This window comes from Chloracidobacterium thermophilum B (assembly GCF_000226295.1).
In the GTDB taxonomy this organism is placed as follows: domain Bacteria; phylum Acidobacteriota; class Blastocatellia; order Chloracidobacteriales; family Chloracidobacteriaceae; genus Chloracidobacterium; species Chloracidobacterium thermophilum.
This window is the reverse complement of sequence record NC_016024.1, coordinates 1461665-1481879: the sequence shown is the minus strand read 5'-3', so window position 1 is coordinate 1481879 and position 20215 is coordinate 1461665. Positions and strand designations below refer to the sequence as shown.

16 protein-coding genes and 1 tRNA gene are annotated in these 20215 nt (G+C 61.8%); 7 read left to right on the top strand and 10 right to left on the bottom strand.

Annotated features, from left to right (window positions below; genetic code table 11):
* Window positions 1-56 precede the first annotated feature (56 nt).
* The gene (locus CABTHER_RS06135; RefSeq protein WP_014099740.1) at window positions 57-1313 is read right to left on the bottom strand and encodes a PEGA domain-containing protein; all 1257 of its coding nucleotides are present in this window, start codon (window positions 1311-1313) and stop codon (window positions 57-59) included.
* 160 nt (window positions 1314-1473) lie between these two features.
* Here CABTHER_RS06135 and uvrA point away from each other — a divergent pair, with 160 nt between their 5' ends.
* The gene (gene uvrA / locus CABTHER_RS06130) at window positions 1474-3987 is read left to right on the top strand and encodes an excinuclease ABC subunit UvrA (RefSeq protein ID WP_014099739.1); all 2514 of its coding nucleotides are present in this window, start codon (window positions 1474-1476) and stop codon (window positions 3985-3987) included.
* A gap of 100 nt (window positions 3988-4087) precedes the next feature.
* On the opposite strand, the gene CABTHER_RS06125 is transcribed toward uvrA, so the two are convergent.
* The 7 genes from CABTHER_RS06125 to glpX form a co-directional block, all read right to left on the bottom strand.
* A complete protein-coding gene (locus CABTHER_RS06125) occupies window positions 4088-4537 on the bottom strand; it encodes a TlpA disulfide reductase family protein (protein WP_335334116.1) in 450 nt (149 codons plus the stop codon).
* A 50-nt stretch (window positions 4538-4587) separates the two neighbouring features.
* A complete protein-coding gene (locus CABTHER_RS06120; RefSeq protein ID WP_041569112.1) occupies window positions 4588-5121 on the bottom strand; it encodes a peroxiredoxin in 534 nt (177 codons plus the stop codon).
* Between the two features lie 193 nt (window positions 5122-5314).
* A tRNA-Leu gene (locus CABTHER_RS06115) sits at window positions 5315-5395 on the bottom strand.
* A 49-nt stretch (window positions 5396-5444) separates the two neighbouring features.
* On the bottom strand, window positions 5445-6419 hold the full coding sequence (locus tag CABTHER_RS06110) for a radical SAM protein (RefSeq protein WP_014099736.1): 975 nt from the start codon (window positions 6417-6419) through the stop codon (window positions 5445-5447).
* Window positions 6420-6501: 82 nt separating this feature from the next.
* Entirely contained in the window at window positions 6502-9459 is a 2958-nt protein-coding gene (locus tag CABTHER_RS06105; protein WP_014099735.1) for an ATP-binding protein, read from the bottom strand.
* Between the two features lie 5 nt (window positions 9460-9464).
* The gene (locus CABTHER_RS06100) at window positions 9465-11060 is read right to left on the bottom strand and encodes a carboxypeptidase-like regulatory domain-containing protein (protein WP_081464739.1); all 1596 of its coding nucleotides are present in this window, start codon (window positions 11058-11060) and stop codon (window positions 9465-9467) included.
* Window positions 11061-11331: 271 nt separating this feature from the next.
* A complete protein-coding gene (glpX, locus tag CABTHER_RS06095; protein ID WP_014099733.1) occupies window positions 11332-12384 on the bottom strand; it encodes a class II fructose-bisphosphatase in 1053 nt (350 codons plus the stop codon).
* 165 nt (window positions 12385-12549) lie between these two features.
* Here glpX and coaBC point away from each other — a divergent pair, with 165 nt between their 5' ends.
* The 3 genes from coaBC to CABTHER_RS06080 are packed head-to-tail and all read left to right on the top strand — an operon-like array spanning window position 12550 to window position 15859.
* Complete coding sequence (coaBC, locus tag CABTHER_RS06090) at window positions 12550-13776, top strand: bifunctional phosphopantothenoylcysteine decarboxylase/phosphopantothenate--cysteine ligase CoaBC (protein ID WP_014099732.1); 1227 nt, start codon at window positions 12550-12552, stop codon at window positions 13774-13776.
* Window positions 13777-13808: 32 nt separating this feature from the next.
* Window positions 13809-15002 (top strand): hybrid sensor histidine kinase/response regulator, encoded by a 1194-nt coding sequence (locus tag CABTHER_RS06085; RefSeq protein WP_014099731.1) that lies wholly within the window; start codon window positions 13809-13811, stop codon window positions 15000-15002.
* Entirely contained in the window at window positions 14999-15859 is an 861-nt protein-coding gene (locus CABTHER_RS06080) for an NAD-dependent epimerase/dehydratase family protein (RefSeq protein ID WP_014099730.1), read from the top strand. The genes CABTHER_RS06085 and CABTHER_RS06080 overlap by 4 nt, the downstream gene beginning before the upstream one ends.
* A 25-nt stretch (window positions 15860-15884) precedes the next feature.
* Here CABTHER_RS06080 and CABTHER_RS06075 read toward each other — a convergent pair whose 3' ends face one another.
* Both CABTHER_RS06075 and bchG read right to left on the bottom strand, forming a co-directional pair.
* Entirely contained in the window at window positions 15885-16082 is a 198-nt protein-coding gene (locus CABTHER_RS06075) for a hypothetical protein (RefSeq protein WP_014099729.1), read from the bottom strand.
* Window positions 16083-16112: 30 nt separating this feature from the next.
* Entirely contained in the window at window positions 16113-17150 is a 1038-nt protein-coding gene (bchG, locus tag CABTHER_RS06070) for a (bacterio)chlorophyll synthase (protein ID WP_014099728.1), read from the bottom strand.
* Between the two features lie 198 nt (window positions 17151-17348).
* On the opposite strand from bchG, the gene CABTHER_RS06065 reads away from it, so the two are divergent.
* The 3 genes from CABTHER_RS06065 to glk all read left to right on the top strand — a co-directional run bounded on the left by CABTHER_RS06065 (window position 17349) and on the right by glk (window position 20211).
* Window positions 17349-18308, top strand: a complete 960-nt coding sequence (locus CABTHER_RS06065; protein WP_014099727.1) for a phytoene/squalene synthase family protein — start codon at window positions 17349-17351, stop codon at window positions 18306-18308.
* A gap of 109 nt (window positions 18309-18417) precedes the next feature.
* Window positions 18418-19206: a polyphosphate--glucose phosphotransferase gene (ppgK, locus tag CABTHER_RS06060; protein WP_041569110.1), complete on the top strand. Its 789-nt coding sequence runs from the start codon at window positions 18418-18420 to the stop codon at window positions 19204-19206.
* A 21-nt stretch (window positions 19207-19227) separates the two neighbouring features.
* A complete protein-coding gene (glk, locus tag CABTHER_RS06055; RefSeq protein WP_041569630.1) occupies window positions 19228-20211 on the top strand; it encodes a glucokinase in 984 nt (327 codons plus the stop codon).
* The last annotated feature ends 4 nt before the right edge of the window (window positions 20212-20215 follow it).

The window sequence follows — 20215 nt, the reverse complement described above, 5'->3', positions numbered from 1 at the left end:
TCGGTATGGATAATCACGGGCAGTATGGCGTGGGCGTGTTCCGGAAGGAAGTCCCGTTATGGCGATGGGGTTTCATTGTCAACAGGTGGCGCCTTGAGAATATCGAGTGACTTCTGGATACGACGCTTGAGGTCGCGGGCGGCGTTGTTCTTGGGGTCCTGTTTGAGGATGGCATCGCACTGGGCGAGGGCCTCGTCGTAGCGCCGCTGTTCATAGAGGGACTGGGCACGGCTGAGCGGGGAGGGATCACTGCTCTCCGTGAGGGCAGAGCCCGGCGGTGCCGGGGAAAGGGTGGGCAGTCCGTCAGCCGGCATGGTCAGGCGTGGTCCCGGCTCAACGGCGGTGGGGAGTGGCGGGACGCCGGGAAGGGGGCTGAAGGTGGGTTTGGTGTCAGAGCGGCTGCCGGTCCAGTGACCGGTGCGTTTGCCGTCCTGCCAGGTGCCGAGGAGGTCGCGTCCGGTGGCGGAGACCTGTCCTTCAAAGGTGAGGGTGCGTCCGGTTTCGTCTTTGCGTTCGAGCGTCAGGCGCTGCTGGTCGAGGAGGCGGCCCAGAACGGGAAATGACCGTGGAGGCTTGGTTGGCGCAGGGCCTGGCTCTTCCCAGAGGCCCGAAAGGGTGGTGCCGGTCTGGCCAAGGCTGAGGATAAACTCGCCGGCCTTGCCGGTGGCCGCTTCCTGCCAGGTGCCTTTCCAGTAGCCGTTGAGGTCGAGGTGGAGTGGGAAGGTGACCTGGTGGTCGCTTTCCGGCATGTCAACCGGGCTGGCAAAGGGAAGGTAGCCGGCCCGCTGCAGGGAAAGCTGGTGGGTTCCAACCCGGACGTTTTGGATGGCGAGCACTCCGGTTTGGGGATCAGTTTCTCCGACTTGGATACCGTCGAGTCGGACTGTTGTCTGAGGTTCGGTCTGAATAGTGAGCGTGAACCTGGCGGGGCGCAGGGGCAGGTTAACCTTGGTGGCGAGGAAGCCATACTCGACGGTGATGACCTGCTCGGTATCGAGGTATTCAGGGTGGGTGAGGCGGATGGCATGCTTGCCGGGGGAGACGCCGGTCAGGGAAAAGCGGTTGAGTTGGTTGGTCGTACCGCGTGGTTCGCCGTCGAGATAGACCGTGGCACCGGTGGCGTTGGTCAGGACGATGACAGTGGGCTTGGAGAAGTAGAACAGCGCGGCGCCGGCACTGATGATGACGAGGATGCCACTGAGTCCGTAGAGCCACCGGGTGATGGCCCGGCGGCTGGGCAGCGGTTTTTTTGGGGGTGGCAGGGGGCGCGGTGGCAGCGGGGTCAGAAAGGGTGTTTTAGGCTGGGCTTTCATTGGGTGTTGATGCTGGGTGACTCGTGGCGCGGGTATTTTGCCACAAGGGGGAGATGCAATGGGCGTTGTGGTTAGGGTGGAACAATAGTCTGATAATGATTCTTAGGCGTCTATCTATCGTTACAAAGTCTGGTTCATTAAGCCACAAAAGCCGTACACCATGAAACCACTGGAAATCATCAATGCGCGTGAACACAACCTGAAAAACCTTATCCTTACCATCCCACCACAGAGCCTGACGGTGTTGACTGGTGTCAGTGGGTCGGGCAAGTCCTCTCTGGCGTTTGATACGATCTACGCGGAAAGTCAGCGGCGGTACATCGAATCCTTCTCAGCCTATGCCCGGCAGTTTCTGGCGCGGCTTGAACGTCCGGCAGTGGATGCCATTCGCGGTCTCAGCCCGTCCATCAGCATCGAGCAAAAGACGACGCACCAGAATCCGCGTTCGACGGTGGGCACCGTCACTGAAGTGTATGACTACCTGCGGCTGCTTTATGCAGCGATTGGGAAACCGCACTGCCCAACCTGCCGTCTGCCTATCCAGCGGCAGTCGCCCGAAACCATGGTCGAGTGGGTACTGTCCCAGCCGCCGGGTACCCGCCTGATGGTGCTGGCACCCCTGGCGCGCCAGCGCAAAGGGGCCTTCCGAAAAGAGCTGGAGTTTGCCCTCAAACGGGGTTTCCCACGGGTGCGGATTGATGGTGAAGTACGCACGCTCGATGAAGAGGAGGTCCGTCTGGATCAAAGAAAAGCCCACGACATCGAGGTTGTTGTGGACCGGCTTATCGTCAAGTCAAACCTGACGGAGCGGTTGCGCAATGCCATCGGAGTGGCGGTTGGGCTGTCCCAAGGCACCGTACTCATTGCCCTTGATGGACAGGGTGAAACACTGTTTTCGGTACACTTGGCTTGCCCGGCCTGTGGTTTCAGTCTGCCGCCGCTGGAGCCGCGCTCGTTTTCTTTCAACAGCCGGCTTGGCGCCTGCCCGACCTGTGACGGTCTGGGAGGGATCATAGACACCAGCCCGGGGGCTAAGCTCCAGCATTTTACCGGGCTGCGAGTCTGCCCGGACTGTCAGGGGGCGCGGTTGCGGCCGGAGGCGCGGGCTGTCACAGTCAACGGGCAGCCACTTGAGGCTTTGACGCGGTGGCCACTCACGGAGGTGGCCACCTGGGCGCGCGAACTGTCCCTGTCTGCTCGGGAGGTGCAGGTCGCCGCCGGGATTGTGGCGGAAATTCAGTCGCGGCTTACTTTTCTCGTTGAAGTTGGCCTGGGGTACCTCACGCTGGACCGCCCGACGGCAACGCTGTCGGGCGGAGAAATCCAGCGGGTTCGCCTGGCGACCCAACTGGGAACTCCTCTGCGGGGCGTGCTCTACATTCTCGATGAGCCGAGCATTGGTCTGCATCCCCGGGACAACCAGCGTCTGATTCACACGCTGAAACGTCTGCGGGATGCCGGCAACACCGTCATTGTGGTTGAGCATGATGAAGAAACCATTGCTCAGGCGGACTGGGTCATTGACTTGGGTCCCGGTGCTGGAGCCCAGGGTGGGCATCTGGTGGCGGCCGGTCCGCCAGCATCCATCCGGCAGTGCCCGGATTCGCTGACGGGACAGTACCTGTCCGGGGTGCGCCAGGTTGTCGTGCCGCGCACGCCGCGCCCACCGGCCCAAGGTTATGTTACGGTCGTTGGCGCAACGCATCACAACCTCCAGGAGGTCACAGCCCGGTTTCCAGTTGGGTGCCTGACCGTTGTTACAGGGGTGAGCGGAGCAGGCAAGTCATCCCTTGTCCTCGATGTGCTGTACCGCGCGCTGGTCCACCGGTCGGGTTCGGGCGTACCGCCTGGTGCCCATCGGGCGATTGAAGGTGCCGGGGTGTTTGACAAGGTCATTGAGATTGACCAGTTGCCGATTGGCCGTACGCCCCGCTCCAACCCGGCCACCTACACGGGTGTGTTCACCGCCATCCGGGAGCTCTACGCGAGTCTGCCGGAGGCCAGGGCGCGGGGGTACCGTCCCGGGCGGTTTTCGTTCAATGTGCCGGGCGGACGCTGTGAAGCCTGTGAAGGGGATGGCGTCAAGCGGATTGAGATGGCATTTCTGCCCGATGTGTATGTGCCATGTGAGGTCTGCCAGGGACGGCGCTACAACCGGGAGACGCTGGAGGTCAGGTATGAGGGACGGGACATTGCTCAGACGCTTGATCTGACGGTAGCGGAGGCAGCCGGGATTTTTGCGGCCTTTCCGTCGGTGGCGCACAAGCTGCGTACCCTTGTCGAGGTGGGCTTGGGCTACCTGACCTTGGGGCAACCGGCCACAACCCTGTCCGGTGGGGAAGCCCAGCGTCTGAAGCTTGCCTGCGAACTGGCGCGCCGGGCAACCGGACGCACGCTCTACATTCTGGATGAGCCGACGACGGGGTTACACTTCGAGGATGTCCGCCGGTTGCTCGAAGTCCTGCAGGCGCTGGTGGACCGGGGAAACACGGTCATTGTCATCGAGCACCACACCGATGTGATGTGGGCTGCGGACTGGATTGTGGATTTGGGGCCAGAAGGCGGTACCGGCGGCGGGCGGTTGGTAGGCGAGGGCCCACCATCCCGGATTGCCACTCTGGATACCCCCACCGGACGTGCCTTGGCGCAGAGGTTGGCTGCCAGCGATTGGTGATTGGCAGTTGGCAATGGGCGACCAGCGATGAGCGGCTAACCGCTGGTCGCCAAGCTGGCGGGCGCTTCTGCGCCACGTTTTCTATGAAGCGACGCCGCCTTCACGTGCTGCCCAGCAGCCGTTCCAAGGCCGGCTGCACGAGGCGGGCAGCGTTCTCGCCGGCGGAAAAGCTTTTGAGTTTGCCCTCGGCGTCAAACAGGTAAAAGGCCGGGACGAACTCGTTGCCAAAGGCATCCGCTATCCGGTGTTGGTTGTCAATGGCGCAGGGCTGGGTGAGTCCATATTTGGCAATGGCGGCCTCGACGGCTGCCACGTCGGTGTCAGCTTCATAGCGAGGCATGTGAATGCTTACCACCCGGACGCCTTTTTCGGCCAGGGTGTCGCGCCAGGCATTGACCCGTGGCATCTGTTCAGAACAGATGCCACAGCTCACGGCCCAAAAGTGGATGAGGACAATGTGACCCCGCAGGTCTTCCGGGGTGACACTGCCATTGCGCCATTCCGTTGCTCCGTCAAGAGGTGGCAGCGGCGTGCCAATCCGCATCGGCATGGTGTTTTTCCTTGTGTGGGCGGCAGGTCACGGATTGAGTCACCGCGAACCTAGATGGTCTTCTGACCGGGCTTCCAGTTGACCGGGCACCGTCCGCCGGACTGAAGTGCCTGGAGGACACGCAACACCTCATCCACATTGCGCCCGATGTTGAGCGAGTGAACGACTTGGTACTGGAGAATGCCTTCGGGGTCAATGATGAACAGCCCACGCAGGGCAATGCCTTCGTTCTCGATGAGAACGCCATAGCTGCGGCTGACTGCCTTGGTGATGTCGCTGGCCAGGGGGTACTTCGTGCCGGCTACGCCGTTTTTCTCACGGGGCGTCTCCAGCCAGGCCTTGTGTGAGTACACACTGTCTGTGCTTACGCCGAGAACGTCGGCATTGAGGGCGTGGAATTCTTCCAGACGGTCGCTGAAGCCGGTCACCTCTGTCGGGCAGACGAAGGTGAAGTCCAGCGGATAGAAGAACAGCACGAGCCACTTGCCACGGTAATCTTCAAGTTTGATCCGTTCTTTGAGCGTTTCAGGGTTTTTGGTGGAAGCCATATCGAAGCTCGGCGCCGGTTGTCCAACTTGCAACATAGAACACTCCTTTGGAGGCAATGATCGTCAGGAATAAAGCCTGCTCAAGGCCGGCCCGGATTGGCTGGCGGCCGGCCCACGGGCGTAACCTTACTTACGTTCCAGTCTGGGGTGCAACGGCTGTTTCCGAAAGGGCTGTCCGGGGCTGTGTGGAGGTTTTTCCGGTGAGGGAGCAGGAGGCGGAGCAGAAAAGTGCGGAAGGAGAGACTCGAACTCTCATGCCTTGCGGCGCCAGATCCTAAGTCTGGTGCGTCTGCCATTTCGCCACTTCCGCACGGCATCACCGGGTTTGGTAACATCTTCACCGTAAGCCTATCATGGTGTCACGTGTGAACGGTAGTCGGGTGGCGCTCCTGCTGGGGATCGCGCCAGAAGTCCATGGTGGAAGCCCGATGCGCGCAGGCAAGGGTGCAGAAGGGCGCGCAGGGCTTGGGCGTGGCATATTCGCGGCGCAGGTCGTCGCGGGTGTAGTTGATGAGCGGAATGCCGGGGTAGCCCCGCTGCTGGGAACAGTAGTGGACCAACCCATCCTCACAGACGTAGAGGTAGCGTGCACCGGCCCGGCATTTCCACCGGTTGGGACGCCCGTGGGCAAGATTGTCCTGAAAGGTGTGAATCATGGCGTAGCCGGTTTTCCCAATCCGTTTGACTTCCTCGTACGCACGCAGTTCAGCTTCGGACAGGGGTTTGAGCGCGCCGCGGTTGTCGTGGATAATTCCGCAGGAAACGGCAAATCCCAGCGCCGCGGCCCGTTTGGCCACCGTGACGGCATCTTCCGGTTGGCGGATGCCCCCCCCGATGACCGAGTTGATGCTGACAGCAAAGCGGGCATAGCGCTGGAGGTCCACCAGGCGGCGGTCAAGGACCTTGAGGCTTTTCTGGGAGACCTCATCGGGATGGACGTTGTCAATGCTGATCTGGAGGTATTCCAGCCCGGCTTCATTGAGTTTCTCAATCCGTTCGCGGGTCAGGTAGTAACCGTTGCTGATGAGACCGGCCATCATGCCGTGGGCGCGAATGCGCCGGAACATGGTGTAGATGTCCGGGTGCAGCATGGGTTCCCCCCCACTGAAGGCCACGATGGAAGAGCCAAGTTCGGCCAGTTTGTCAATCCGGCGCAGCATTTCATCAAGCGGAACGGGGTCTGAAACGGCGTCATACTCATTGCAGTAAGTGCAGGCGAGGTTGCACCGCCGAATCGGCACAATATGCACAAGGACCGGATGCCAACGGTCGAGGATGCCGCGCAGCACCATCCGGGCTTCGCGGTAACGACGGGTCAGAGCAAGGTGGAGCATGGAAATTCCAAGGCACAGAATCAGATTTGGGTGTTCTGACAGCGGTGTGCCGGTGCGTCCAGGATGTTGCCCCGGCGAGCCATCAGCGGGGCAGAGGCGTCACTTCGGCCGGCACACGAACCGCTACACTAGCAGCTTCTGCCGTGGCAGCAAGAGGGGGCGGTGACGTCTGGGTGGCAGCTACGGGCAGTTTGACCCGGAAGGTTGTCCCCTGTCCGGGCGTGCTTTCGACAAAGACATGTCCACCGTGTTCCTGCACGATGCCGTAACTGACGGCCAGGCCGAGACCTGTGCCATGCCCGACTTCCTTGGTCGTGAAAAACGGGTCATAGATGCGGTGGATGACTTCGGGCGGAATGCCGATACCGGTATCGGAAACGGCAATGGTCACGGCATTGCCCTGTACGGTGGCCGTGATGGTCAGGATGCCGCCGTGGGGCATGGCGTCGCGCGCATTGAGCATCAGGTTCATGAACACCTGCTGAAGTTTGCTGGCCTGTCCCCAGACCGGAGGGAGTGCGCCGCCATAATCTTTTTTGATTTCAATGGCGGTGCCGCGCAGATGGGTCTCCAGAAGCTGAATGGTGTCATCAAGAATCGTCGCCAGGTCCACCGGCGCAAAGGTGGAGTTGCCGGTGCGGGAGAAGTTGAGCAGGTTGTTGACAATGTCAGAGGCACGCAGGGTCTGCCGGCGAATTTTCTCCAGAATGGGACGGCGGGGGTCCTGGTCACTGCACTCCGCCAGGAGCATCTGCGTGTAGCTGGAGATACCGGCCAGTGGGGTATTGACTTCGTGAGCGACACCGGCCGCCAGCAGCCCAATCGAAGAGAGTTTGTCAGCTTCCCGGAGTTGTTCTTCGAGGCGGACGCGGATCGTCATGTCCTCAAAGCAAATCAGGGCTCCGCCGGCGGCCAGGGCGCGCGTCTGAAGTGGCAGGAGGGTGATGTTGAGCACCAGGGCCTGTCCATTGCGCCCCTGGGTACGGCAGCGGTAAATCGTGCGGGCGTCGGTGATCTGCCAACCCGCGTCATGGCCGATGACGCCACGCATCATGCGCAGCAGGTCCGGGTCAAACAGCAGCTCCATTGTCCACCCCTCCGGCGGCGGCGGCGGCAGGGCAAACAGCTTCTCAAAGGTACTGTTCCAGGTGGTGAGCCGGCCCTGGCAGTCAATAACAACGATGCCGACGTTGATGGACTCGATGATGTTTTCGTTGAACTCCTTGAGCCGGGCCAGTTCTTCGACCCGCGCCCGCTCACGCTCATAAAAGAGGCTGTTTTCAATGGCGACCGCCATGTAGGGTGCCAGGCCACGCAGCAGCTCTGTGTCTTCCGAGGTCAGGAGGGTGCGCTCGACCGTCTTACCCAGTGCCATAACGGCCACCAGCCGGCCCCGCGCAACACAGGGGAAATAGTAGGCCAGATCGCCTTCGGCCAGCCCGGCCTCGTCCACGAGATAACCACGGGGACCGGTCTGGAGAATCTCCTGCTCGATATGGGGCGGCAGCACCGGCGTGGTCAGCCCACTGGTGAAGACGGGCCGCAGGCGCAGCGGCTGTGCCGCGGCCGGTGCATCTGAATCGGGCAGAAAAATGGCGATATCCGTCACCGACACCGCATCGGACAGCTTCCGGGCAATGGCCGAAAGCAGTTCGGGCAAGGCCGTCGTTGTGGCCATGGCGCGCCCGAAGTCCGCCAGCCCCAAGCGGGTGTCATAGCGCGCGCCATAAAAAATCCGGTCAATGCGTTCCTGGAGCCAGTTTTTGAAAGGAGCGTAGAGGATGGCACCGGCGGACAGCACCACCACCTGCAGAAATGTCGTGGTCACAGCCGGGACAAACGGGTAGGTCTCCCGTATCCAGGCAGCCATCCTGATCACCCCCAGCATGAAAATCATGACCACGCCAAAGGTCGCCAGCGCGTAGGTCAGGCTGCGCCGCACGATGACATCCACATCCATGAGGCGGTAGCGAACGATGGCGTAGCCAAAGGACAGGGGGATGAAAACGGTCGGACCCAGCGCCAGGGCCTCCATGATTGGCGTTGGCTCAACGCCCGCCACAACCGGCACTCCGTAGAAAGCCAGCCACGGGACAATGCCCAGCGTCAGACCCACCACCATCCATTTCATCTGCTGCTTGAGCAGTGGGGTTTCCGTCTGGAAGAACGTCACCGTGACAACGCTGAGGGCAGCGGCAAAGGCTACGGCAAAATGGATCAGGGTGAGTTGGTCAAGCAGCGGACGCAGGTCGAGCAACCAGGTGCTGTAGCGCCCCAGAGACAGGTGGAGGGTCTCGAACAGCGCCAGGACAAGAGCCGGTCCATACATCAACCAGATAAGACGGCGACGGCGTTCCAGCCACGCACTGCGCAGGGGGAAAGTGGCGCAGAAGTGCAGAAAAATCGGGCACAGCACAATCAGTGAGACCCGGTCGGCCCAGAGAATGGCAGTGTCAAAAGTTGTCAGTGCCCCACTGGTGTTCCAGACAAGATAAATGAACGACAAGGCGCAGATGACAAAAAAGTGGAGCGCCTGGGAGGTGTGTCTGTGTTTGGCGAAGACAACCAACCCGATGAGCAGGTACAGCGTGCCGACAAAGGCGGCATAGACCTCAAGCCCGAAGCGGCTGGGTTGCGGGTCCAGGTGACGCAGCTCGGCCTGCCAAAGACCAAGACTCAAACCCAGGGGATTGTAGCGTTCGACAAGGTAGATGGCATTGCCGCCGACATGGACGTACTCATCCAGGTAGTACTGAAGTTGCCATTCCTTGGTGACGGCTAGTGGCTCCGGCGGCTCCTGGGAATTGGTTTCAACCATGATGGCCCGCAGAACGTCCCCCCGGATGACACCTGCCCGCTCAGCCGAGCTGCCCGGACGGACACTTTCGGCCACCAACCCCTGGGGTGTGGCGCGCCAGCGCACGCCATCATCGGCCGGCGGGGGTTGCACAGCACGGTCCATCAGGTTGAGCAGTCCGAGCAGGGTGATGGTCAGACTGACTCCAACCACGAGCCAGGTGGGGTAGGAACGGAATACCATAAACTTCAGAAGCGGAAGCGAAGTCCGCCACGCACCGTCCGCCGGTGGGGAAAGCCGGAAACGGCCCCCAGCCCGGTGACTTCGCCACGCCGTTCATCTAGGTTATGGCCTTCGACGATGGCTTCCCACTGTCCGGGCAGGAATATCCAGCCGGGCAGGGTCTGAACGATTCTGAGGTTCAGCCCGGCGTCGGTGAAGGGCAGGCGGCCGGTAAAGGGATCAATGGCATGAACCGGGTTCCCCCAGGCACGGCGGTAGCCGACCTGAATCCGGGTCTCCGCGCCGGAAAGGATGGTTTCCGCCACAACAGCGACGACATGATGGTAGGTGCCGTTCATCCAGGTTGCAGCCGCTGGCCCCGTGGCATCCATCTGCACCGCCTTCTGTCCGGCCGCATAGGCCGTTGTCACCACCAGGCGTGGTTGCAGACGGCGGGTAAGGAGAATGGCTGTTCCGTGGGCGCGGCCATTCAGACGCGACGAAATATGTCCATCCAAGGCCAGAGGATGTCCGTCCAGCCAGTCCTGATAGGCATAGAATTTGACTGTCGTCCGCGCATCCATCTGCCAGGCAACCCCGGCCTCGACCCGGAGGTTACGGGCCAGTGCGGGCCGTTCATCCACCAGCGCCAGACGCGCAGGCGGTGCGGGGAAGTCGTCGGTCAACAGCGGCCGCTCCAGGTCAGCCCAAGCTGGGAAGGCTTGTCCATCAGAGGTCAGCGCGGTATGCACCTGCACGGCTGTACAGGGCTGCCAGTGGACAGCCAGGCGTGGACGCCAGACCTCCTCCTGGCTGCGCCCCACCCGGAGGTAATCAAAGCCATAGAGCACCTGGAGCCGGTCGGTGAGCTGCCAGGCATCTGCCGCCTGGAAGTCGTGGCGGAAAAACAGGCTGCCCGGCGCGGGCGCGGCTGGAGCGGGCAGGACCGGATCGGCGGTCACCTGATCGGTTTGCCAGCGGAGGCGTCCGCGATGCTGTCCGGCGCTGTAGCGGAGCGCCCCACCGATAGTGACCGACTGGCCTTCCCAGCCACGGCGCAGGTAAGCGCCGATTTCCATCCCCGGTGTGACTTCAGCCGTCACCTGGCTGTCGTATCCGGTTGAGCCAATCAGCGCCGCCCCATGCCAGAGAGGTGTGCCCGGCCGTGCCGGGTCTGACGTGTCGGAAGTCGTGGCTGTGGCATTGAAGATGCCACGGTGGCGCCGGTTCTGGTACTTGACCGGATTGACCCCCGTTACCCTGGGGTCCGGCGCCGGGCGCAGCATAAGCCGCATCCGGGACGTTTGTCCCGCTATCAACTCAGTTGGTTCGCTGATCAACGTCTGGAAGCCACGCGCTGCCGCCAGCAGCCGATAGACGCCTGGTGTAAGCCGGGAGAGTGTGAACCGGCCGCTGCGGTCGCTGGAAGCTGTCACCAGGACTTCCTTTTCATCTCCATCCCGGAAAATGGAGATGATGGCGTGGGCAATGGGCCCGCCGCTGTGATCTGTGACCACCCCAGTCACCACACACCCTTCAGAGCGTTCTGTGGCCAGCGTCAGGGTCGTACCCAGGACAAGGCACAACCAACCGGCGAAGAAACTACGGAACAGATATCGCATGCACGTCCCCCCTGATACAGCCTGGAACACGCGGAACCCGGCTGTACTTCAGTTTGTCCCCAACCCGGTGAGCCAAATCAGGACCGAACCTCAATGCTCATCCCCGATGCCGACGAGCCAGAGCCAACCCAGCCACACCGCCACAACCAACCTGGGCCTGTCGGACCGGCCCGGAGCGACGGTGGATGCCCTGACAAAGCGCCAGTATAGGACGGCCACTGCCGTTGACACCATATCTTTGGGCGGTGCAGCCGGCTCAGGAGCGGATGCTTCACAGCCGGATGACCGTGTCGGGCCCGCCCTCAACGTGGACCGTATCCACCAGCCGTACTGTATGCGGACAGGTTGTCATCAGAAGCGACGAGGTGCGTTTGCCGGCACCGAAAAAGCGTACTCCGCGCAGCACCGTCCCATTGGTCACGCCGGTCATGGCGAAGATGATGTGCTTTCCGGGCGCCAGGTCATCCGTCCGATAGACCCGCGCCGGGTCCTCAATGCCCATGGCCCGCATGCGGGCGAGCGTCTCGCTGTCTTCCGTGACTTTGGTGTGGTCTTCGGCATGGAGTTGGTCCTTGAGCACAAAGCGTGCCTGGATTTCACCGTTCAGGCACTTCATGGCTGCCGCCGTCAGCACTCCCTCCGGGGCCCCGCCGATGCCCATGACGGCATGGACGCCCGACCCGCCGATGGCCGCGCTGATGCCGGCCGACAGGTCGCCATCCGAAATGAGCTGGATGCGGGCCCCGGCTTCCCGGATGTCGGCAATGAGCCTGGCGTGGCGCGGGCGGTCAAGCACCGAAACCACCAGGTCAGTGACGGCCCGCCGCAGGCAGTCCGAGAGAATTTTGAGGTTCTCGGCCACCGGAGCGTCAATGTCGAGCTTTCCCTTGGCGGCCGGCCCAACGACGAGCTTGTTCATGTACATGTCGGGAGCATGGAGCAGTCCGCCCCGCTCGGCCGCCGCCAGAACGGCAATCGCATTGGCCGCGCCAGTGGCGCAGAGATTTGTTCCTTCAAGCGGATCAACCGCAATATCCACGGCGGGGAAGGTCTCATCGTCGTCGGGAAGCTCGGCCCCGGCACCGACGCGCTCGCCGATATAGAGCATCGGAGCTTTGTCGCGCTCGCCTTCGCCAATCACAATCCGCCCATTCATGCGCACTGTACGCATGGCCTCGCGCATGGCCTCAACGGCGGCGCGGTCGGACTGTTTTCTTTGGCCAAACCCCATGGTGCGCGCCGCGGCAATGGCCGCAACCTCCACCACGTGGAGAAATTCCTTGGAGAGATGGGAAAACCTGGTTTCTGTGGTTTCAGCCGACATAATCAACAGCCTTTCTGAGAGAGGCAGACGCTATCTGCCAAGTGACACTGGAAATGCCTTGTGTGTTACGATAGCGTTATCCTCCTGACAAACCAAGCCCGGCCCCATTGCGGGCTGATGTTCCTGTGTGGGGATGCGCCGGGGAGCAAGCGGACCTTCCCAATAATGACGAAGCACATCACTCTGGGCGTCACCGGCTGTATTGGTGCCTACAAAGCGATTCTGGTGTTGCGTGGCCTGCAGCAGCTCGGCGCCACGGTCGAGGTCGTCATGACCGAGGCGGCGACGCACTTCATCCAGCCGCTGACCTTCCAGGCGCTTTCCGGGAAGCCCGTCCATACGTCGCACTGGGGACGCGACGACGATACCAACATTGCCCACATTGCCCTGGCCCAGCGCACGGACGCGCTGGTGATTGCGCCGGCCACGGCCAACTGTTTGGCCAAACTGGCCCACGGTATTGCTGATGATTTTCTGTCAACCGTCTATCTGGCGGCGACCTGTCCGACCTTTGTGGCCCCGGCGATGAATGTGGAGATGTGGCGGCACCCGGCCACACAGGACAATCTGGCCCGGTTGCGGGCGCGTGGCGTCCACATCATCGAGCCGGAGGCCGGGTTTCTGGCCTGTGGCATGGTTGGTGAAGGGCGGCTGGCTGACCCTGACCGCATCGTTGAGACGGTGTGGACATCGCTGGCGACGTTGGAAACAACGGTGGAAACAACACCGCGTGACTTGACCGGCGACCACGTTCTGGTGACGGCCGGGCCCACGATTGAGGACATTGATCCAGTCCGCTACCTGACGAACCGCTCTTCAGGGAAGATGGGCTACGCCGTGGCGCGGGCGGCGCAGGTGCGCGGCGCAACCGTCACCCTCATCAGTGGTCCGACCCGGCTGACCCCGCCGGAGGGCGTTGAAACCATTGCTGTCCGCTCCACCCGCGAGATGTATGAGGCCGTGCTGCGGTGTCTGCCGGCAGCCACGATGGTGATCAAGGCGGCCGCCGTCTGCGACTACCGTCCGCGGCAGGTGGCGACGGAAAAGCTGAAAAGGACCCCGGCACCGCTGCGCCAGCTCGACCTTGAACCCACCGAAGACATCCTCGCCGCCGTCAGTGCGCGGAAGGGGTCCCGCTTCGTCGTCGGCTTTGCGGCTGAAACGGGCTGGTCACTGGAAGCGGCTCTGGAAAAGCTCCGCCGCAAAGGTGCCGACCTTCTGGTGTTCAACGATGTCACTGAGGCTGGCGCCGGGTTTGACACCGATACCAACCGGGCTACCTTCGTCCTGGCCAGCGGTGAAACCCGGACACTGCCACTGATGACCAAGGAGGCACTGGCCCACGAAATTCTGAATCTGGCGCGCCAGCAGCGGCCGATGGTTCGCCCCTAGACGCCGGAGTGCCAGATGCTGGAGTGTAGGTGATGGAAGATGCTGTTGCCGCTCCGTCGGTTGAGTTAAACCGCCGGGTGCTCGTTGTGGATGACGAGGCGGAAATCCGGCTTTTCTTTAAGGACTTTCTCAGTGACTGCCAGGTGTGCACGGCAGCAGATGGCAGTGAAGTGGCCCCATTGCTGGTCAGCTTCCGCCCCCATCTTGTCATCACCGACCTGCGCATGCCGCGCCAGGGAGGGCTGGCTGTCATTGAACTGGTCAAGGCCCATGACCCGTCCATCGAGGTGTTGATGATTACCGGCTATGGACGCATCGAGGAAGCCGTCGAGGCGATGAAGCTCGGCGCCAGTGACTTCATCCCCAAGCCCTTTGATGTCGGGCAGATGCACCTGGCCATCGAGAAGTGCTTCGGGCGGGTGAGGCTGCGCCAGCAAAACACCGCCCTGCAGCAGGCAAACCGTGAATTACAACGCCTGACCGAACTCAAGGAAAAATTCCTCCGCATGACCAGCCACGAACTGCGCGGGCCGCTGACCATTCTCCAGGGCTACTGTGATTTGCTGGCAGTGATGGCCGACTCGCCCGCTGATGTCCGGGAAGCCCGCGCGGCCATGCAGGCGGCCATCTCAAACCTCACCACCATCGTCCAGAACCTCACGCTGCTGATGACAACCACCACTGATCGCCTGCCCATCAGTTGCCAGCCGTTTGATGTCGCGGTCCTGGTACGGACCACGCTCGAAGAAATCAAGGTTCACGCCCGGCATCGCCAGCACCAGTATCATCTGGCAGGGCCGGAACACCTGCCGGCGGTGGGCGATGCCCTGCGCGTGACCCAGGTTCTGCGGGAGTTGCTCTTCAATGCCGTCAAGTTCACCCCTGACCACGGAAACATCCACGTCCGGCTAACCTCCGGGGAGCCATATTTCACCATCGAGGTTGAGGACAATGGAATTGGTATGGCTGCCCATGAAGTGGCTGTCGCTTTTGAGTCATTTTATGAAGTAGCCAGTTCGCAGTACCACAGCACTTCCCGTACCAACTTCAAGGGGGGTGGGCTGGGCATCGGCCTGACCCTCGTGCGGGATGTCGTGACGGCCTATGGTGGCCGGGTGTCCATTGTCAGTGAGCCGGGGAAAGGAACGACTGTGACCGTTCGGCTTCCGCGCGACAGAACCCCGGTGGCGGATTTGAACCTGGATCAGACCGAGAAAACCGCGTGAAGCAGACCTGGTTGGTGACAGGTGGGACAGGCTATCTGGGCGTTCATGTGGCGGCGGCCCTGGGGGCGACCGTGGCCGGGCGACGGCAGGGACTGGGATTGTTTACCCCAGCCCTGGCTGAGGCGCTGGCCCATCACCAGGTCATCGTCCACCTGGCCGCCCACGTGGCCAAAGCCCCGGAGGCAGCGGCGGACTGCTTCGAGGTCAACAGCGACGGCACACGCTGGCTCTGCGCCCAGCTTACCGAACAGCACGTCCTGCTGCTGGCCTCGACCAAGGATGTCTATGGCGCGCATGCTGACCACTACCCGGCCGTGCCGGAAAGCTGCCCGACAACCCTGCGTGGGCAGAACGCCTACGCCTGGTCAAAGTGGCTGGCCGAGGAATACGCCCGTTTTTATGCGTCCCAGCGCGGCTTCCGGCTCTGTGTGCTGCGGCTCTCCACGATGTTTGCACCGCCGACGCCGGGCAATCCCGGCGGACTGGTCAGTCGCTTTGCCGATGCCATCCGCCGTGGACAACCCCTGACGCTGCGCTGGCAGGGACGGCAGGTGCGGGATGTCCTGCCGGTGACAGAACTTGTGCGCGTGCTGCGCGCCTGTGCCGCTTTGTCTGATGCCCACGACACCTTCAATGAGACGTTCAACATCGGCGGCGGTCCCGACTACGCCTACTCACTGGTTGAACTGGCGCAGCGGATTGGCCGGGCATGTGGCAGGACTCCGGTTCTACACCTGACCGATGTCGAGCCGGCGCCAGACGACCAGCGGCACTATGTCAGCGATCTCTCAAAAGCCGGCGCCCGGTTGGGCTGGAAGCCAGACTTTGATGTGGAGGCGGTCCTGAAGTGGGCCTGACGGATGGCTTCCCCCTGGCTGGCCCCTAGCTGGCACTGGGGCGGCGGCTGCCACGCAAGACCGTGGAAAGCACCTGCACAACCGTGTTGGAAAACAACATTGCCTGCGCTTGGGCAATGGTCAGGGCCTTTTCGGGCAGAGAAAGCGTCCGAAACGCTTCGAGTGAGGCTTCGGCAGTCTGGTTGGGGCTGTCTGAAGCTGTAGCCGTTGCCGTGTCTTTCATGGCGTTGGTCTCCTTATTCTGAAACGGGTTCTAGCGCCAATACCCATGGACGATGGACACAGCCGTAAGGGCTGTGACGGTGAGCAGATTACTCCCAACGAGAAAACGGATAAAGCCCGGATGGGCGCTGGCCTGACTCTGACTGATGAGCGACCGCCCGGCCGCATTGCGCCCAATGCTTTCGAGCAACCGGCTGTCATTGGGTGCGCGGTAGAGCTGTACCTGCTGAACAAGCTGGGGAACGAAGAAGGCTATGCCAAGCCAGCCAATGGTGACATAGCCAAACAAAAAGCAGGTGATGACAAAAATCACCTGCGCCAGATTGATTTCGGTAAAGGCAATGAGCATTGCGCCACGTTCGCCATACAGTACGGGGAGGGTTTTGAGGGCATTTTTGCGGTCCCCTTCAATGGATTTGAAGTCGTTCATGGTGATCAGCCCCATGGCAACCAGGGCATTGACAACCCCCAGCGCCAGATGAAAGGCAGGAAAGCCCGGCTCCCGTGAAAAAAGGTGCGCAGCCAGCAGCCATGGCACCAGGCAGTACCCGATGCCCACTGCCGTTGTTCCCAGCCAGCCGTTTTCCTTGAGGCGAAATCCCGGGGCGCTGTAAGCGTAGGCCAGAAAGAGTCCTGCGACGCCCAGGATGAGAATCACCGGGCTGGCAGTCACAAGGTACAGCAGCAACATGTTCCCCACGGCGAGGAAACCGGTCAGGATGAAGTTGGCACGGGCTGCCGCGAGGGAAATCCGCCCCGCCGGAATAGGGCGCTCCGGGTCGTTGATGGCGTCGAGGTGGCGGTCAAAATAATCGTTGATGGATTGGCTGAAACCGGTCAGCAGCGGGCCGATGAGTCCGCAGGCCAGAAAAAATTTGACGCCATCCGTCACCGTCAGGTCTGCCAGGCGTAGCCCCGTTGCCAGGACCCCACAGCAGAAACACTGCCAGGGGCCAAGCCAGGTGACGGGGTCGAGGAGCTGGATGTGGATCAGGAAGGTTTGCAGCAGCGGTTTGGAAGTCGTTGCCTGCGGGGACGGGACGGGTGATTTTCTCAACTCCTCAAGCATAGTGATTCAGCAAAAGACAGCCAGGTTCAGGTTTGCTCTGGAACTCCAGCCTGCCGACCAGTACAGGCTTCCGGCGCATGCCAGCAAGTGTTGACGTTGGTGTTGAGTCTATACCATAGTCCGGTACGTTTTCAGCGGGTGGTGGCGGTAGCTCCAACCCAATGGTGCTGATGCAGTTTTTGTTCACGCTCTCAGGGCATGAGACTTGATACTGGCAGCGTTGCGGCGCTTGACCCCTTTGCCGGGCAAGTGCGGGTTCAGGCGCCAGCCCCGGCGGCTGTGGCTGCTGGCTATGCCTACTGCCGGGAGGTGACCCGCACCCACGCCAAAAGCTTTTACTTTTGCACCCAGACCCTTCCCAAACGCAAGCGTCCGGCCATTTATGCCATCTATGCGCTCTGCCGGCAGATTGATGACCTGGTGGATACCAACCGCCAGGCCAACCCGACGGCAGTGGCGTTGGCCATTGAAGCTTGGGCGCAGGCTCTGCGGGATGTGTATGCCGGGCGGCCCTTTCCGGCTCACCCGGTGCTTGTCGCCTGGTATGACTTCCTTCCACAGTTTCCGGTCAAGCTCGAACATCCCCTTGAACTCATGCAGGGCTGCCTGATGGATGCCCGCACGGAAGGGCCCGTGCGCTTCGAGCGGTTTGATGACCTTTATACCTATGCCTACCGGGTGGCGTCGCTGGTGGGGCTGATGACCAGTGAGGTGTTCGGCTACGCTGACTCAAGTGCGCTCCAGTATGCGGTGGCGCTTGGCATTGCCTTTCAGTTGACGAATATCCTGCGGGATGTGGGCGAGGATGCCCGGCGCAACCGGATTTACCTGCCACTGGAGGACCTGCGTCGGTTTGGTTGTACGGAAGAGATGATTCTGCAGGGGCGGCTGACGCCGGAAGTGGTGGCCCTGCTTAAGTTCGAGATTTGCCGGGCGCGGGATTTCTACCGTGAGGCGGAGTGTGGTATTCGGTTGCTTTCGCCGGACAGTCGCTTTACCGTGTTCCTGAGCAGTCGTTTGTACGGAGGGATTCTGCGTGACATCGAGCGGCATGGCTACGATGTGTTTTCCCGGCGGGCGCATCTGTCACTGGGGGCAAAGCTGTGGGCGGTACCGCCGCTGTGGGTGCAGGCGCGGCTGGGCGGTATTTTGACGTAAGGCTGATTATCAGACTCTCAGGCTCTCCCGCAACCCCCCTGCCAACACCACCTTCAGCTTCCACTTGCTCCCATCGGACTTCCCCAACCCCGAAAGGAATCCGCATACCATGGCCAGAACCACGGCCAAATGCGCCTTGGGCATTGACATTGGCGGTACCGGCGTCAAAGGGGCGCCGGTTGACCTCCGCACTGGCACGCTTACCCAGGAACGGTTCCGTCTGCTCACGCCACAGCCGGCGACACCGGACGCCATTGCCGAAACCGTTTTTGAGGTCATCCGCCACTTTGGATGGAGTGAGCGTGACGGCGCCATTGGCATCGGGCTGCCTTCCGTCGTCAAGCACGGTGTGGCGCACACGGCCGGCAACATTGACCCGGCCTGGATTGGCTGTGACGCCGCCACCCTGTTCAAAAACACCACCGGCTACACGGTGACGTTGCTCAATGACGCCGACGCCGCCGGGCTGGCCGAGATGCGCTTTGGCGCCGGCCGCGACCTTGCCGGGCTGGTGGCCATCGTCACCCTGGGCACCGGCATCGGCACCGCACTTTTCCATAACGGGCAGCTTATTCCCAACACTGAGCTGGGCCACCTGATCATCCGTGATAAGGACGCCGAGCGGCGGGCTTCCTTGTCGGCACGTGAGCGGCAGAACTGGTCATGGAAAAAGTGGGCTGGGTATGTCAGCGAATACCTCACTGAATTGCACCGGCTGCTCTGGTGTGATGCCTTTATTCTCGGCGGCGGCGCCAGCAACAAATTCGACAAGTTTGCGGCGTACCTGACCTGTCCGACCCCGGTGCTCCCGGCCCGGATGGCTAACCTCGCCGGGATCATCGGGGCTGCCCTGGCCACTGTCCCGGCAACACAGGCCAGAGCCAAATCACCTTCCTGAACCCCTGGATACGCAATGACCATGACCCGTTACCTCCTGGCCGGAGATGTGGGTGGCACGAAAACCCACCTCGGACTGTTTGACGCCGCCACCCTTGCCCTGCTCGAAACCCGAACCTTCGCCAGCGCTGATTTCAGCGATCTGCCAGCCATGCTGCGGTCATTTTTTGGTGGGCGGGCGCTCCGCTGCCAGGCTGCCTGCATTGGCGCAGCCGGACCTGTCCTCGATGGCGTGTGCCAGATTACCAACCTGTCCTGGAGCATCCGTGCGGATGAACTGCGGCAGGTACTCGACTGCCCGGCCTTTGTCATCAATGACCTCGAAGCCAACGGCAACGGGATTGCCCTGCTGGCACCGTCGGACTTTTACCAACTTCAGGCCGGTACACCCCGCCTGGGCAACGCGGCCCTGATCTCGGCCGGGACAGGTCTCGGCGAGTGCATTCTGTTCTGGGATGGAACACGCCACATTGCCGTTCCGTCGGAAGGTGGCCACGCCAGCTTTTCTCCCAGCGATCCGACGGAGCTGGACCTGCTGGCGTATCTCTGGCAGACCTATGATCACGTAAGCTGGGAGCGGCTGGTGTCCGGGACGTTTGGCTTTGCCCACCTGTACCATTTTTTCCGTGACACCGGGCGTGCCGCCGGTTCCGCTGCGCTGGAAGCTTTGGCTGCTACTCATGGCTACGGTGCAGCCATCTCGAAGTTTGCCGACGAAGGATTGCCGATTGCCGTGGCGGTGATGGAGCGGTTCGTGGCCCTCTATGGTGCTGAAGCTGGCAACCTGGCCCTGAAGGCCCTAGCCACCGAGGGGCTGTTTATCGGCGGCGGCATTGCGCCCAAAATCCTCAAGTGGATGACCAAGGGCGATTTTCTGGGCGCATTCGTCGCCAAGGGACGTTTTCGGAGCTTTCTGGAGCAGGTTCCAGTGGCCGTCATCCTCAATGAGCAGACGGCACTGCTGGGCGCAGCCCGGTATGCCAGGCATCACGCCCACCTTTCCTGAGCCA

Coding starts and splice junctions, on each gene's coding strand:
- CABTHER_RS06125 (WP_335334116.1), bottom strand. CDS start 4,537: ATGCCGATGCGGATTGGCACGCCGCTGCCACCTCTTGACGGAGCAACG.
- bchG (WP_014099728.1), bottom strand. CDS start 17,150: ATGCTTGAGGAGTTGAGAAAATCACCCGTCCCGTCCCCGCAGGCAACG.
- glk (WP_041569630.1), top strand. CDS start 19,228: ATGACCCGTTACCTCCTGGCCGGAGATGTGGGTGGCACGAAAACCCAC.
- CABTHER_RS06085 (WP_014099731.1), top strand. CDS start 13,809: ATGGAAGATGCTGTTGCCGCTCCGTCGGTTGAGTTAAACCGCCGGGTG.
- CABTHER_RS06100 (WP_081464739.1), bottom strand. CDS start 11,060: ATGCGATATCTGTTCCGTAGTTTCTTCGCCGGTTGGTTGTGCCTTGTC.
- glpX (WP_014099733.1), bottom strand. CDS start 12,384: ATGTCGGCTGAAACCACAGAAACCAGGTTTTCCCATCTCTCCAAGGAA.
- coaBC (WP_014099732.1), top strand. CDS start 12,550: ATGACGAAGCACATCACTCTGGGCGTCACCGGCTGTATTGGTGCCTAC.
- CABTHER_RS06105 (WP_014099735.1), bottom strand. CDS start 9,459: ATGGTATTCCGTTCCTACCCCACCTGGCTCGTGGTTGGAGTCAGTCTG.
- CABTHER_RS06065 (WP_014099727.1), top strand. CDS start 17,349: ATGAGACTTGATACTGGCAGCGTTGCGGCGCTTGACCCCTTTGCCGGG.
- CABTHER_RS06075 (WP_014099729.1), bottom strand. CDS start 16,082: ATGAAAGACACGGCAACGGCTACAGCTTCAGACAGCCCCAACCAGACT.
- CABTHER_RS06120 (WP_041569112.1), bottom strand. CDS start 5,121: ATGTTGCAAGTTGGACAACCGGCGCCGAGCTTCGATATGGCTTCCACC.
- uvrA (WP_014099739.1), top strand. CDS start 1,474: ATGAAACCACTGGAAATCATCAATGCGCGTGAACACAACCTGAAAAAC.
- CABTHER_RS06110 (WP_014099736.1), bottom strand. CDS start 6,419: ATGCTCCACCTTGCTCTGACCCGTCGTTACCGCGAAGCCCGGATGGTG.
- CABTHER_RS06135 (WP_014099740.1), bottom strand. CDS start 1,313: ATGAAAGCCCAGCCTAAAACACCCTTTCTGACCCCGCTGCCACCGCGC.
- ppgK (WP_041569110.1), top strand. CDS start 18,418: ATGGCCAGAACCACGGCCAAATGCGCCTTGGGCATTGACATTGGCGGT.